13 protein-coding genes are annotated in these 14,669 nt (G+C 63.9%); 4 read left to right on the top strand and 9 right to left on the bottom strand.

Going from position 1 to position 14,669, the window contains the following annotated elements:
• Positions 1 to 19: 19 nt before the first annotated feature.
• Positions 20 to 721, bottom strand: a complete 702-nt coding sequence (locus NKJ11_RS07710; RefSeq protein ID WP_023809662.1) for a PadR family transcriptional regulator — start codon at positions 719 to 721, stop codon at positions 20 to 22.
• Positions 722 to 992: 271 nt separating this feature from the next.
• Between NKJ11_RS07710 and NKJ11_RS07705 the strand changes: the two genes are divergently transcribed.
• On the top strand, positions 993 to 1,250 hold the full coding sequence (locus NKJ11_RS07705) for a DUF2798 domain-containing protein (protein ID WP_352793008.1): 258 nt from the start codon (positions 993 to 995) through the stop codon (positions 1,248 to 1,250).
• Positions 1,251 to 1,317: 67 nt separating this feature from the next.
• On the opposite strand, the gene NKJ11_RS07700 is transcribed toward NKJ11_RS07705, so the two are convergent.
• From NKJ11_RS07700 to NKJ11_RS07670, 7 genes are all read right to left on the bottom strand, one after another.
• Positions 1,318 to 1,686 (bottom strand): thiol-disulfide oxidoreductase DCC family protein, encoded by a 369-nt coding sequence (locus NKJ11_RS07700; protein WP_352440457.1) that lies wholly within the window; start codon positions 1,684 to 1,686, stop codon positions 1,318 to 1,320.
• A complete protein-coding gene (locus NKJ11_RS07695; protein WP_352793007.1) occupies positions 1,687 to 2,751 on the bottom strand; it encodes a DMT family transporter in 1,065 nt (354 codons plus the stop codon).
• Positions 2,752 to 2,777: 26 nt separating this feature from the next.
• Complete coding sequence (locus tag NKJ11_RS07690; RefSeq protein ID WP_352793006.1) at positions 2,778 to 3,047, bottom strand: putative hemolysin; 270 nt, start codon at positions 3,045 to 3,047, stop codon at positions 2,778 to 2,780.
• A gap of 106 nt (positions 3,048 to 3,153) precedes the next feature.
• Complete coding sequence (locus NKJ11_RS07685) at positions 3,154 to 3,447, bottom strand: GYD domain-containing protein (protein ID WP_352555748.1); 294 nt, start codon at positions 3,445 to 3,447, stop codon at positions 3,154 to 3,156.
• Between the two features lie 181 nt (positions 3,448 to 3,628).
• Positions 3,629 to 5,650 (bottom strand): RNA polymerase sigma factor RpoD, encoded by a 2,022-nt coding sequence (rpoD, locus tag NKJ11_RS07680; protein WP_023809668.1) that lies wholly within the window; start codon positions 5,648 to 5,650, stop codon positions 3,629 to 3,631.
• A gap of 422 nt (positions 5,651 to 6,072) precedes the next feature.
• Positions 6,073 to 8,007: a DNA primase gene (gene dnaG / locus NKJ11_RS07675; protein ID WP_352613116.1), complete on the bottom strand. Its 1,935-nt coding sequence runs from the start codon at positions 8,005 to 8,007 to the stop codon at positions 6,073 to 6,075.
• A gap of 136 nt (positions 8,008 to 8,143) precedes the next feature.
• Positions 8,144 to 8,524 (bottom strand): RcnB family protein, encoded by a 381-nt coding sequence (locus tag NKJ11_RS07670; protein ID WP_352793005.1) that lies wholly within the window; start codon positions 8,522 to 8,524, stop codon positions 8,144 to 8,146.
• A 387-nt stretch (positions 8,525 to 8,911) separates the two neighbouring features.
• Between NKJ11_RS07670 and NKJ11_RS07665 the strand changes: the two genes are divergently transcribed.
• Positions 8,912 to 10,576: a Na/Pi cotransporter family protein gene (locus tag NKJ11_RS07665; RefSeq protein WP_023809671.1), complete on the top strand. Its 1,665-nt coding sequence runs from the start codon at positions 8,912 to 8,914 to the stop codon at positions 10,574 to 10,576.
• 144 nt (positions 10,577 to 10,720) lie between these two features.
• Positions 10,721 to 11,905 (top strand): MFS transporter, encoded by a 1,185-nt coding sequence (locus tag NKJ11_RS07660; protein WP_128305490.1) that lies wholly within the window; start codon positions 10,721 to 10,723, stop codon positions 11,903 to 11,905.
• A 61-nt stretch (positions 11,906 to 11,966) separates the two neighbouring features.
• Here NKJ11_RS07660 and NKJ11_RS07655 read toward each other — a convergent pair whose 3' ends face one another.
• Entirely contained in the window at positions 11,967 to 14,141 is a 2,175-nt protein-coding gene (locus NKJ11_RS07655; RefSeq protein ID WP_128305491.1) for a heavy metal translocating P-type ATPase, read from the bottom strand.
• Between the two features lie 106 nt (positions 14,142 to 14,247).
• Between NKJ11_RS07655 and NKJ11_RS07650 the strand changes: the two genes are divergently transcribed.
• Positions 14,248 to 14,664, top strand: coding sequence for a MerR family transcriptional regulator (locus NKJ11_RS07650; protein WP_023809674.1), 417 nt, complete (start codon positions 14,248 to 14,250; stop codon positions 14,662 to 14,664).
• Positions 14,665 to 14,669: the final 5 nt, after the last annotated feature.

The following is a 14,669-nucleotide window of genomic DNA, read 5'->3' as shown; positions in this document are numbered from 1 at the left end:
TCCGGTCGGCTGGACGAGCTTACTTGTGCGACAGCGCTTCCAGAGCCTCGGCGGCGGCTTCGAGGATGGCGATCGCCTCGGCCTGCTTGTCGGCCGGGGCGTCGACGAAGTCACCCAGAGCCGCGCGCAGCCGGTGGCGGACTGCGCGGAATTCGTCGCGCGCTTCCGAACGATCCCCGCGGCCACCCCGGCCGCCACGACGCCCGCCCTCTTCGCTCTCGTCGTTCCAGCCGAACCAGTCGCGCGCCTTGGCCATTTTGCGGCCGAAGCGCTCGAGATGGTCGAGCACGCCATCGATCATCTCGCGGTTGTCGGCGAGATGCGCCTGGCCAGCTTCGGTGATCGAAAACACCTTCTTGTTGCCGTCGGCGGCGGAGGCGGCATAGCCGGCCTCTTCCAGGAAGGTCAGCGTCGGGTAGACCACGCCGGGGCTCGGGCTGTAGATGCCGCTGGTGCGTTCCTCCAACGCCTTGATGATGTCGTAGCCGTGGCGCGGGGCCTCGGCCAGCAGCGACAGCGTGATCAGCTTGAGGTCGCCGTCGGCCAACATGCGCCCGGCGCGGAACATGTCGCCCGGGCCGCCCCGCCCGCCACCGCGACCGCCGTGCCCGAACGGGCCAAAACCGCCGCCCCCTCTGCCACCAAATTTGCCGCCGAATTTGCCGGCCATGTGCATGAACATGCGCTCGCCGAAATGATTGTTCCCAAAATGTTTGTGCATTGATGCTCCTTGAGTTGTATCTTACGATATATCTTAATTATGCAAGCCGATCGAGAGAGTCAAGATATATCTTACGATGTATCTGAATGCGGCGCCAGAGGCTTGCTTTCACCGGAACGTACCGCTAGAAGGCCCGCGAGCGCCTCGGCTGCTCCGTAAGCGTCTGACGTCAAGCAACGCATCCAACCCCGGTCTTTCCGGGCAATTTTGCCGGTCAACGGCGAATGGATGCCAAAAGTGACGGACCGGATACTTCAGGGAAACTCTCAAAATGACTGCAAGACATCAGCGCAGGAAGCTGCCTGCGCGCTATGCCGCTGTTCTTAGCCCGCTGGTGCTGTCGCTGTTGATGACCTTCATCGTCTCGTTCATCTCGACACTGAAAAGCCTTGGCTTCCACCCCGAGCTGCCGTCCATCTGGCTGACCGCCTGGGGCCCGTCCTGGCTGGTGGCGTTTCCGACGCTGCTGCTGGTGCTGCCCGTGGTACGCCGCATCGTCGGCGCGCTCTGCGAGCCGGCCAGCCGATAACTCGCACGAAAAAAGGTCCGGAGATGTCCTCCGGACCTTTTGCCCTGCGGTCATCAATGACGAACCGCTACCAGCGACCCTTGCGCCGGTTCCAGGCATAGAGAAGGTCGGCGAAACGATCATAGGCAAAGCGTGTCAGCGGCAAGACAACCGGATTGCCGAACACCATCGCCAGCCAGCCCTCGCCCGGCGTGACCTTCCACACGGCGATGGCAACGTCGGCCCCGACCAGCAGCCTGCCCGCCGCGTCGGTGGCGTGCAGCCGGCGGCGGATATCCTCAAGCGACGCGCCATGTCCGGCAAGCGCTGCCGGTTCAAAATTGATGTCTCGGAACTCGATCCGCCCGGCCTTGACCGCTTCGATCAGCCGCCGCTTCTGCCTGCTGATACCGGCATCGCAGACCGGGCAGCGCGTGTTGTACCAGACGGTCAGCATTTATCCGTGGCCATGCCTGTGGTGCAGGTCGGGATAATGCGGATGCCGGTGTCGCATTGGGGCATGCCGGTGCCAATGCGAATGCGGCTCGCTCACCGGCCCGTCATGATGGTGCTGGTGGTGCTCGTCATGCACATGGCTGTGCTCATGCTCCAGTTCCTCATGGTCGTGCTCATGCTCATGGCGCTCCGACAGATGCAGCCACAGGCCAACACCCATCAGAAGTCCGGCGGCCGCAAGCTTGAGCGTGACGGCGTCACCCAGGATGGCGATTGCCAGCAGCGCGCCGATGAAGGGAGCGAGCGAGTAATAGGCCCCTGTCCGGGCGGTACCCAGATGACGCAGCGCCACGATGAACATCACCAGGCTGACCCCGATGCCGAAGAAACCGACTGCCGCGGTCGCTGCAATGACCGACCCCGGGGGAAACAAAGCACCGCCGGCAAGCGCCAGCCCGACATTGACGACACCCGCCACCAGCCCTTTGAGCATCGCGATCACCACCGGGTCGGTGGCGGAGATCCTGCGCGTGAAATTGTTGTCAATACCCCAGGCCAGACAAGCCCCCGCCACCAGCAGGGCGCCACGGTTGAAGGCGACGCCCTCACCTTGCCACGACAGAAGAACGGCGCCCGCCAGAATGGCGAACGCGCCGAAAAGCAGGCGCCGGTCGACATTCTCGCGATAGACGAGCCAGGCGATCACCATCGTCGCCAGCCCTTCCAGGTTGAGCAGCAGCGCCGAACTGGACGCCGTGTTGAGGGTCAAGCCGAACATCAGCAGCACCGGCGCGATGATGCCGCCCATGCCGATCGCCAGCGCCAGCCAGGGAATATCCCCAGCGGTCAGTTGCGCCTCCCCGGCCGCGGCCTGCCTGCCCCGAAGCAGGCGGTACAGAGCCAGCCCGAGACCGGCACCGAGATAGAGCAGCCCGGCCAGCATGAAGGGATTGACGCCATTGAGCAGCAGTTTGCTGAGCGGCGGCGTCGCCCCGAACAGGGCGGCCGAGCCAAGCGCGAGTGGCACGCCGGGCCACAGATGCGAATGGGAATGCGGTTCGGACATGATCTCACCCTATGATGGCAGGTGTGTCACTTGCGGCGCATGGCAGCCTTCGGCCCGACGCACTTGTAGTCGCGAAACAGCGCCCACTCCTCGCAAAGGCGCCCATTGGGCAAGCCGCAGAATCCATATTCATTACCGGCCTTATCCTTCCTGATCACCAGGCGCCCGCCGATCTCGCCACAATGGACGGACGCCGGATTGGCCATGCCGACCGGTTTTTGCGCGCCGGCGCCGGCGGAAAACGGCAGCGACGACAAAGCGGCAAAGCTGGCGACCAATATCGAAACCTTCTTCATCGCGATCTCCCCGGCCGCATTCTATCACGGCGAAGCGCCCCGTCTTGCGGCAAAGCGCCACCAGGCCGGCACCAACCAGCGACTTCGAGAAACCCTGCCGATTCCTTCACCCGAGCGAGGTGATGATCTCGCGGTAGGCTAATTCGGGAAAGGCCTTCAGCGTCCGCGTCCTGACATTGCCCGCTGCCGCCAGCATCAGCGAGAAGCGCGCCAGCACCGCGTCGTCGGGGGCTTCGACCACAGCCACCATATCGTATTCGCCCATGGTCAGGTAGAACCCCTTGAACGATCCGCCCATGTCTCCCAGTTGCCTCCTGGCGGCGTCGAGCCGCTTCGGTGACTCGCGTACGTTCCTGGCACCTTGCTCCGTCCAGTTCATCAGCACGATGTAGCTTGTCATGGCACACCTCCCTCCGGGGCCACGGAGCACGGCGGCTTCGCCGGGGCGGGCATCCGGGTTGTCGCCCAGAAAATGCATCCGACACCGAAATTATCCTCCCGAAGGGCCTCGCCCGCAAGAGTGCGTCCCACAACAAAAAAGGGCGCCATCGGCGCCCTTGAACTCTTTGCATCGGTAAGTCTCAGCTATCCAGGAAGCTGCGCAGCTTGCGCGACCTGCTCGGGTGCTTGAGCTTGCGCAGCGCCTTGGCTTCGATCTGACGAATGCGCTCGCGGGTGACAGAGAACTGCTGGCCGACTTCTTCCAGCGTGTGGTCGGTGTTCATGCCGATACCGAAGCGCATTCTGAGCACACGCTCCTCGCGCGGCGTCAGCGAGGCCAGCACGCGCGTGGTGGTCTCGCGCAGATTGGCCTGGATCGCCGCGTCGATCGGCAGGATCGCCATTTTGTCCTCGATGAAATCGCCCAGATGCGAATCCTCCTCGTCGCCGACCGGCGTTTCGAGCGAGATCGGCTCCTTGGCGATCTTCAAGACCTTGCGCACCTTTTCGAGCGGCATGGCAAGCTTTTCGGCCAGTTCCTCCGGCGTCGGCTCGCGGCCGATCTCGTGCAGCATCTGGCGCGAGGTGCGCACGATCTTGTTGATCGTCTCGATCATGTGCACCGGAATGCGGATGGTACGCGCCTGATCGGCGATCGAACGCGTGATCGCCTGTCGGATCCACCATGTCGCGTAGGTCGAGAACTTGTAGCCGCGGCGATATTCGAACTTATCGACCGCCTTCATCAGGCCGATATTGCCTTCCTGGATCAGGTCGAGGAACTGCAGGCCGCGATTGGTGTACTTCTTGGCGATGGAGATGACGAGGCGCAGATTGGCTTCGACCATTTCCTTCTTGGCGATCGCCGCTTCGCGCTCGCCCTTCTGCACCTGGTTGACGATCTTGCGGAATTCCAGGATCGAGATCGCCGTTTCGGTGGCGAGGTTCTGGATCTCGGCGCGCAGGTCCTTGATCGCATCCTTCTCGTTCTTGGTGAATTCCTTCCAGCCGCGCGATGTCAGATTGCCGATCGAGCGCGTCCAGTTCGGGTCGAGCTCGGAACCCTGATATTCCTTCAGGAACTCTTCGCGGCGCACGCCGTAGCTTTCGGCCAGCCTGAGCAGCTTGCCTTCGTTCTGCACCAGGCGCTTGTTGATGTCGTAGAGCTGCTCGACCAGCGCCTCGATGCGCGCCGTGTTGAGCGACAGCGACTTCACCGCCTTGATCAGCTGGTCCTTGAGCTCCTTCAGCCGGCGGTCCTGGCTGGGCGACAGCGTGCCGGCGGCGGCCAGACGGTTCTCGACCTGCTGGTCCTGCAGCTTGCGCAGCTTTTTGTAGGTGTCGGCGATAACGTCGAGCGTCTCCATCACCTGCGGGCGGAGTTCCGCTTCCATCGCGGCCAGCGACAGGCTGGCTTCGTCCTCGTCTTCGTCGTCGTCATCCGTCAGCCCACGCGTATCGGCGCCGACATTGGTGATGTCGTCTTCGTCGTCGCGCGAACGGCGCGGCTTGTCCTCGACCTTGGCTTCCTCGACGCGCTCGACCACCGGCGCCTGCTTGGCCTCGGGGCCAGCATAGGTGGCTTCGAGATCGATGATCTCGCGCAGCAGGATCTTGGATTCGTTGAGTTCATCGCGCCAGATGATGATGGCCTGGAAAGTCAGCGGGCTTTCGCACAGGCCGGCGATCATCGTCTCGCGGCCGGCCTCGATGCGCTTGGCGATGGCAATTTCGCCCTCGCGCGACAAGAGCTCCACCGAGCCCATCTCGCGCAGATACATGCGCACCGGATCGTCGGTGCGATCGGTCGGTTCTTTCTTGGTGGTGGTGGCGGCGACCGCGGTGCCGGTCTGCTCGGCCAGCTCGTTGGCGTCTTCCTCGGCATCGGCCGCGGTGTCGGTGGCCTCGGGCTCCTCGCCCTGCTCGTCGTCCTCGACCACGTTGATGCCCATGTCGGACAGCATCGCCATCGTGTCCTCGATCTGCTCGGAGGTCACTTCCTCCGAGGGCAGCACCGAATTCAGCTCGTCCATGGTGACATAGCCGCGCTTCTTGGCGGCCTTGATCATCTTCTTGACAGCATCATCGGAAAGGTCGAGCAGAGGGCCATCGGTGGCGCCTTCGCGTTCGGTTTCGACCTCTTCCTTTTCCTTTGTCGCCATAGTCTTTATCTTCTCCTAGCGGCCGAACTTCAAAGCCGCGTAAGCTGTCGGACCAGTCAAATCGGATGCGCTCGCTTATGAAACGCGCTTCACCGGGCCAGTAACTGCATCAACTCGTTTCGTTTGTGTATGTCGTTGCCCAAATCGGGTTTCCCCTTTTGGGCGACATGCATTAAGTCCAGATTAACCCTGATATCTGTGGCAGGCGGGCTGCCTGTCCAGTGACCAGTACCTCACATCGCTTATTTCCCGTCGACGCGGGTTCGGGTTAACGTTTCGAATCGTCCTGATTCCGCCAATCTGCCAGAAGGTCAAGCGCCTCTCGCATGATTCGCATGAAAAAAGCGAATCAATTACCCGACTTAGCCCGTTACGCGCCATTTGGACGCGCAACGACGCTTTCTCAATTCACTCGCTTCCAACTAAGCTCGCCCCGCCCTGCCCGAGGAGACGCCAAACCCTTCGATTAGCGCTTCCGTGGCCTGCACATCCTGGAATTGCGCCTGAATTTCGATCAGATGCCGATAGTTTTCGTCTGTGGGATCGGTGGCGAGCGCCGCTTCCGCCTGTTTCAGCTCCTTATGTAAGGTGCGCGCGCTGCGCTGCAAGTGCAGCGCCTGGCTGAAAGCATCGCGGGCATCTTCAAGGGCGGCGGTCTCCAGCGCCGGCCATTGCCGCATCCGCCGGATCAGCCCGACGGCCCGCTCCCAGATCTCGGCGCAGCCGGCGCGTTCGATCGTCGCAATCACCGCCTGCCGGTCATTGGCCATGTCGTGCGCCATCGCGTCGAGAATCGCTCCATGCAGCCGCCTCAGATCGGAGTTGGCGAGATCGAGGAACTCGATATGAGCGAAATTCTCGTCGATCAGCGCCGGATGGTTGACCAATGCGACGATGATCGTCGCCTCGCGCACCGACATCCCTTCGCCGCCGCGTTTGACCAAAGCCGACTGGCCGAGGCTTTCGGTGATCGCCATGCGGCCGCTGCCGGCCTTGGCGAACTGCCCGCCGGGCGCGGCCGTCTTGCCTTGGCCCTGTTTCCAGTCTTGCCGACTTTGCCTGGTGCCGCGCTGCGAGCCGAAGAAGCTCAGCACACGCTCGCGCATCTCCTGCTGGTAGTGGTAGCGCAGGCTTTCGTCGCGGATGCGGCTGGTCAGTTCGCGCAGCGTCTTCTCGAGCTCGGCCCGCCGCTCCGGCGTATCGAAGACGCCGCCCGCCGTCTCACGCATCCATAAAAGGTCGACCAGCGGCCGCGCCTCGGCCAGAACGCGACGAAACGCATCCGGTCCTTCGGCCTTGACCAGATCATCGGGATCCTTGCCTTCCGGCAGCAGCGCGAAGCGCGCCGAGCGCCCGGCCTGCACAGACGGCAGCGCCATATCGGCGGCCCGCCACGCTGCCTTCAGCCCGGCCTTGTCGCCGTCGAAGCACAGCATCGGCTCCGGCGCCATGCGCCAGAGCAGTTCGAGCTGGTTCTCGGTAAGCGCGGTGCCGAGCGGCGCCACGACGTTCTCGAAGCCGGCCTGCGCCAGTGCGATGACGTCCATATAGCCTTCGACGGCGATGACCGTGCCGCCCTTGGCCAAGGCCTTGCGGGCGCGGGCGAAATTATAGAGCACATTGCCCTTGTGGAAGAGTTCGGTGTCAGGCGAGTTCATGTATTTGGCCAGCGCGTCCGGCTGCAGCGCACGGCCGCCGAACGCGATGATCTTGCCCCGGGAATCCGGAATCGGGAACATGATGCGGTCGCGGAACCAGTCATAGGAAACCGGGATGTCGTCGCCGTGGCGCACCAGTCCACAAGCCTCGATGTCGGCCTTGGGCACGCCCTTGGCGGCGAGATGCTCCTTCAGCGCATTGCGGCTGTCGGGCGCAAAACCGAGCCGGAACGATTGCTGCGTCGCCGGCGTCAGCCCGCGGTCTCTGAGATAGGCGCGGGCTTTGGCGCCTTCCGGCCCCTGCAGCCGTTCCTGGAAGAAGGCGGTCGCCATCTCCATGACGTCGGTCAGGCTGGCGCGTTCCTTTTCGCGCCGCTCCTCCTGCGCATCGCGAACCGGCATCGGCACGCCGGCCATATCGGCGATCTTTTCGACCGCTTCGGGAAAGCTCATCCCGTCGAGTTCGGTGAGGAACTTGAAATGATCGCCCGAGACCGAGCAACCGAAACAATGGTAGCGGCCCTTTTTGTCCTCGCAGTGGAAGGAGGGGCTCTTCTCGCCGTGGAACGGACAACAGGCCCAATAGTCGCCGCGCGGCGCGTTGGTTTTCTTCCTGTCCCACGCAACGCGCTGGCCGATAACCGATGAAATCGGCACGCGGTCGCGTATCTCGTCGAGGAAGGCGGGTGGAAAGCGCATCGGGGAACTCGTTTCCCGATTATATAATCATACCCGCGAAATCCGACGACCCTTAATGCGGGCCATACCCGGTTTCCACAGGCAAAAGAGGCGGCCGTTGCGGGCCGCCTCTTTCCAATATCCGCCTGGGGACCGCTTAATGCGCGGCAAGCGCGCCGAAAATGACGCCGGAGAGCACACCGACCAACACATAGTCGTTGCCGACGCGGATCCATTCCTGGCCGCGGCCGGGACGATGCAGGCCGTAGCGGCCGTAGTCGCGGATCGGCTGGTGCTGTCTCCAGCCTGAATATTTATGGCCGTTGCGCCAGTTGTTGCGCTTCACGATGACCTTCCTATGGATGACGCGCTTCTGGATGAAGCGCTTCTTGACATCCCTGTTGGTGGGCTTTTGCCAGTCGACCTGGCTGTAATTCGACTGCGGAGCGTTCGGTGCATTCAGCGGTGCGGCTTGGCCGGTGAGCGACGTAGCGGCCAGCATCGAGAAAGCGAGTGCGGAAAGGACAATGCGTTTCAAAAGAAGTCTCCTTGGTTGTCGATGCCAGAGGAATAGCGGGCCACCGATGAACCGAAGCTGAACGCCTGCATTACAATTGTGTAATGATTTCCTTTATTTACCCAATAGAGCTGAACATAATCGCAAAGGCAGGAGCCGGTCGCGCTGCTAACTCTGCCTATCCGTTGCTTCGAGCCCGCCCCGCAATGCAACCATTTGCGCGTCCGTCCATTTTCCGACACCGCCCGTCGCGCTGCAACGGCCCTTGAAATCGACAAGATTTTATTATCCGGCTAAAATATTCGAGTTATTATAAGTCACCGCCATGAACATGATTCGTACCCTCGTTTTCCCTTCTGATCGCCACGCCAAACAGGACGCGCATCCTGTTTGCATGCGGGGGGCGAAATGAGCGGGTCCGTCGTCCTTCTGCATCTGGCCGGCGCCGTGGCGCTGATGCTGTTTGCCACCCGCATGGTGAAGACCGGCGTTGAACGCGCCTATGGCGACGTGCTGCGCCACCGCCTGCGCGCCACCATGCGCAATCCGATCATGGCGGTGCTGGCCGGCACCGGCCTTGCCATCGCCCTGCAGAGTTCCACAGCCGTCACGCTGCTGGTCGGCTCCTTCGCCGGCTCTGGCATCGTCTCGGGCGCCGCGGGCCAATTGGCAGTGCGCGGCGCCGAGATCGGCTCTGCGCTGGTGGTCAAGCTGCTGACCTTCGACCTCACCTTGCTGGTGCCGCTGTGCCTGATCACCGGCACGGTCATGTTCATGGCCACCGAGCGGCGCGACTGGCGCCAGACCGGCCGCATTCTGGTCGGCATCGGCCTTTTGATCCTGTCGCTGGAGATGATCGGCCAGGCGTCTGAGCCGCTGCGCAACAGCCAGCTCATGCCGGTCATCATCAACTACTTCTCGACCGATTCCATCACCGCCTATCTGCTGGCGGCGCTGATCACCTGGCTGTTCCAATCGAGCATCGCGGCGGTGCTGTTGATGGCGACGCTGGCAGGCCGCGGCCTGATCACGCCCGAACTCGGCGTCGTTCTCATCCTTGGCGTCAACCTCGGCTCCTCGATCATCGCGCCGATGCTGACCCGCTCGTCGAGCCCCGAAGTGCGCGTCGTGCCGATCGGCAACCTCCTGATGCGCGGGCTTGGCTCGCTGGTCATGCTGATCCTGGTCATGATCTTCAGGCCGCACTTCGCCTTTCTCGGTTCGACGGCGGCGGACCAGATCGTCAATGCCCACATCCTGTTCAACGTGCTGATCCTGCTCGCCGGCCTGCCGCTGGCAGGGTTCGTCTACCGCGCTTCGGAGAAGATCGTCGCACTTGGCACCAAGCCGGTGCCGGCCGCCTCGCTTGACGTCGTCGAACTGTCCGCGCTCAACGAAAGCGCGCTCGACGTGCCGAGCCAGGCGCTGGCCAATGCCACCCGCGAGGTGGTGCGGGTCTGCGAGACGATCGAGATCATGCTCAAGCGCATCATCGAACTCTATGAAAGTGCCGATGCCGACAAGATCAAGGCGCTGGCCGCACTCGACGACCGCGTCGACCGCAAGCACGCCGCGATCAAGCTCTACCTCGCCAAGTTGACCAGGAACCCGCTGACCGAGGACGAAGCGCTGCGCTGCCAGGAACTGATCGGCGCCTGCGTCAAGCTCGAGCAGGTCGGCGACATCATCGTGCGCAACATGCTGGTGCATGTGAAGAAGAAATTCGAGCGCGGGTTGGAATTCACCGACGAGGGCTGGGCCGAGCTGTGCGCCTTCCATGGCTCGGTGCTGGCCAATGCGCGGCTTGCCTTCAATGTGCTGGTGTCGCGCGATCCCGAGACTGCCCGCCAGTTGGTGCTGGAAAAGGACCAGCTGCGTGACCGCGAGAAGGAAACCAGCGCCAGCCATTTCGTGCGGCTGCGCGACGGCACCGCCAAAAGCGTCGAGACCAGTTCGATTCATCTCGATACCATCCGCGACCTGAAGCAGATCAATTCGCTGCTGGCCTCGATGGCTTATCCGGTGCTCGAAGAGCGCGGTCTGCTCACTGGGTCGCGGTTGAAGGCGAGCTGAGAAGCAGCCGAGCTCCCCCCTCGTGGGGGAGATTGGCGCTTCACCGCCTCGCTCACTGAAGAAAACCTAAACTCGCGACAAAAATTTCTTCATTGCCCGCAAAGCCCATCCGTGGTTTGAGGCCGTTCCAGCTAAGGCCTTGCCATGTCGCTTCCGCTCATAGCCCTGTTCATTGCCGCTTTTGCCTTCGGCACCACCGAATTCGTCATTGCCGGCGTGCTGCCGCAGGTGGCGCAAGGTCTTGGCGTTTCGGTCCCCTCGGCCGGCTACCTCGTCTCCGGCTATGCAGGCGGCATCGCCATCGGCGGCCCGCTGCTGGCGCTCGCCACCAAGTCGCTGTCACGCAAGAGCCTGCTGCTCGGCCTCGCCATCGCCTTCACCATCGGCCAGGCGGCTTGCGCGCTGGCGCCCGACTTCACCTCGATGCTACTGTTGCGCATTGCCGTGGCGGTCGCGCATGGCGCCTATTTCGGCGTTGCCATGGTCGTCGCCGTCGGTCTCGTGCGCGAGGACCAGCGCGGCATGGCTGTCGCCGTCATCCTGTCCGGCCTCACCGTCTCCAACGTCATCGGCGTGCCGGCGGGCACCGCGATCGGCAACATCTGGGGCTGGCGCGCGACCTTCTGGGTGATGTGCGCGCTCGGCGTGGCGGCAACGCTGGCCATGGCAGCCCTGTTGCCGCGCACCACCGGATCGTCGGTCAGGCCCGCCGGTTTCGCCCGCGAGGTCCGTGTGCTGGCCCGCCAGCAGGTCTGGACCTCGCTGATCCTGATGCTGATGCTGATGATCGGCCAGTTCGGCCTGTTCACCTACATCACCCCGACACTGCTGGAGGTCACCGGGCTCGACGAGAACCTGGTGCCGTGGGTGCTGCTGCTCAATGGCGTTGGCGCAACGCTCGGCGTCTTCCTCGGCGGCAAGCTCTCCGACTGGAAGCTGATGCCGTCATTGATCACCATGCTGGCCCTGCAGGCGGTGACGCTGGCCGTCATCTACGCCGTCAGCCCCTATCCCTTGCCGATGGTTGTGGCGATCGTCGTCTGGGGCGGCCTCAACTTCGCCATCGGCACACCGATCCAGACCCGCATCCTGGCCTGGACGGCGGACGCCTCAAACCTCGCCTCGTCGCTCATTCCGTCCGGCTTCAATGTCGGCATCGCGCTGGCCGCGTCGTTGGGCGCCGCGATGCTGAACAGCGGCTATGGCTACCGCAGCCTGCCGCTGCTGGGCGCCATCGCCATGCTGGTCGCTATCGCGGTGGCGCTCGCCTCCTATGTCTGGGAAGGGCGCAGCAACGCCACGCCGCCGCTGACGGCCCCAGCGGAGTAGGTCACGATCCGGAAAAGGGGACGCCGGTTTTCCGAAAAGATCGTGATCAACCAAAAACACTTCACCCGCGCCAGCGCAGCAGGCGCATGGCGTTGGCGGTGACCAGCACGGTGGCGCCGGTGTCGGCCAGGATCGCCGGCCAAAGGCCGGTGATGCCGGCAATGGTGGTGACCAGGAACACCGCCTTCAGCCCGAGCGCCACGGTGATGTTCTGGCCGATATTGGCCATCACCGCCCGCGACAGTTTTACCATGCGCACGACGTCCATGACCCGGCCATGCAGGATCGCCGCGTCCGCGGTCTCCAGCGCCACATCGGTGCCGCCACCCATGGCGATGCCGATGTCGGCGGCGGCGAGCGCCGGCGCGTCGTTGATGCCGTCACCGATCTTGGCGACCTTGAGCCCTTCGCGTTGCAATTCGCCGATGATGCGCTGCTTGTCCTGAGGCAACAGCTCCGCCCGCGCCTCGATGCCGAGCGAAGCGGCAATGGCTTGCGCCGTGCGGCGATTGTCGCCGGTCAGCATGATCGTGCGGATGCCTTCGGCCTTCAGCGCCGCAATGCCGGCCGCCGCATCCGGTCGCGGCACGTCACGCATGGCGATCAGCCCTGCCACCACGCCGTCGGCGACCAGCACCGAGACGGTCTTGCCCTGCCCGTTGAGGCTGTCGACGGCAAGGCGCTGCACTTGCGTCATGTCGGCGCGTTCGCCCGCCGCCGGACCGGAGCCGAGGAAGACGGCGACGCCACCGACGCTGCCCTCGACACCTTTGCCCGAGATCGCCTTGGCCGCCAGAGCCGGCGGCACCGGTGCCTTGTCGGCCTTGGCCCGGTCCAGGATCGCCATCGCCAACGGATGGCTGGAGCCCTGCTCCAGCGCTGCCGCCAGCGCCAGCACGGTGCGTTCATCCCTTCCATACGCCACAATGTCGGTGACCACGGGCTTGCCTGCCGTCAGCGTGCCGGTCTTGTCGAAGGCGACCGCCGTGATCCGGCGAAAGCCTTCCAGCACCGCGCCGCCCTTCATCAACAGGCCGCGCCTCGCCCCGGCCGCAAGGCCCGCGGCGATTGCCGCCGGCGTCGAGATGACCAGCGCGCAGGGGCAGCCGATCAGCAGGATCGCCAGGCCCTTGTAGATCCATTCGTTCCAGTCGCCGCCAATGAGCAGCGGCGGCAACAGGGCAACCAGCGCGCCGACCGCCAGCACCGCCGGGGTGTAGTATCTTGAGAAGCGGTCGATGAAGCGTTCAGTCGGCGCCTTGGCTTCCTGCGCCTCCTCCACAAGCCGCACGACCCGGGCGATGGTGTTGTCAGACGCGGCAGCCGTCACCCGCACCTTGAGCACGCCGTCGGTGCTGATCGTGCCGGCAAAGACGACGTCCGCAACGCCCTTGCGCTTGGGCGTGCTCTCGCCGGTCACCGGCGCCTCGTCGATTTCGCTCGACCCCTCGATGATCTCGCCATCGGCCGGAATGCGGTCGCCCGGCCGCACCAGGATGATGTCGCCGACGCCGAGCTGTTCGGCAGGAACTTCCGATGTGCCGCTCGCGCGTTCGACCAAGGCCGTCTTCGGCACCAGATCGGCAAGTCCCTGGATGCTCGCCCGCGCCCGGCCGGCTGCGACACCTTCCAGAAGTTCACCGATCAGGAACAGCACCACCACGGCGGCGGCTTCTTCCGTAGCCCCGATCATCACGGCGCCTATCGCCGCGATGGTCATCAGCATCTCGATCGAGAACGGCGTGCCGGCCAATGCCGCCATCAGCGCTCGCCGTGCGATCGGCACTAGGCCGACCAGCAGGGCGGCAAGGAAGACCCAGCGCTCGGCCGCAGGAAGAAGATGGCCGATGCCGTAGGCGGCGAGAAGCGCTGCCGCGCAGGCCAGCGTCAGCACGGCACGGCGGGAGCGCCACCACGCCTGCCCCGGCGCCGCATCGCTGTGATCATGATCAGCATGATCATGATCCTTGGCCACTGAAGCACGCCCATCGGCCCCGCCTTCCGCCTTGACGATGCCGTAGCCCAGCCGCGCCACCTGCCGCAGCACCTTGTCGTCGTTGAGCCAACCGCTGTGGCTGACCGTCATGCTGGCGCCGGTCACCGAAACCGAGACATCGGCGACGCCGTCGAGACGACGCACCGCCGTATCGATCTTGGCCGCGCAAGAGGCGCAGTCCATGCCGCCGATCTTGAACCGTGTCTGCCCGATCGTTTCCTGCTTGAGCGGCGTCGTCATCACATTACCTGCCTGTCTTGCCCGCGCGGCGTCGCCGCATGGGTCTTGAATGCTGATGTCAGGCACTATAATTGCTCTAGTCACTAGAGCTTCAAGGGAAAATTTCATGTTTTCGATCGGTGATCTCTCGCGTCGCACCGGGGTCAAGGTGCCGACAATCCGCTATTATGAGCAGATGGGCCTTGTCGCCGCGCCCGAGCGTTCGGAAGGCAACCAGCGCCGCTATTCCAGGCAGGAGCTGGAGCGGTTGGCCTTCATCCGCCACGCCCGCGACCTCGGCTTCGCCGTCGACGACATCCGCTCCCTGATCGACTTGAGCGGCCACCCCGAGCAGCCCTGCGGCCACGCCGACAAGATCGCCGAGGAGCAACTGATCTCGGTGCGGGAAAAGATTGCCCAGTTGAAGCGACTCGAGGCCGAGCTCGAACGCATCGCCACGTGCTGCAATGGCCAGACGGTCGGCGACTGCTACGTCATCCGCGCGCTGTCGGATCATGCGCTGTGCGCCGATGAGCATGGTTGAGACAC

The organism is Mesorhizobium sp. M0243, from assembly GCF_040321775.1.
In the GTDB taxonomy this organism is placed as follows: Bacteria; Pseudomonadota; Alphaproteobacteria; order Rhizobiales; family Rhizobiaceae; genus Mesorhizobium.
This window is presented reverse-complemented; position numbering and strand designations above follow the sequence as displayed.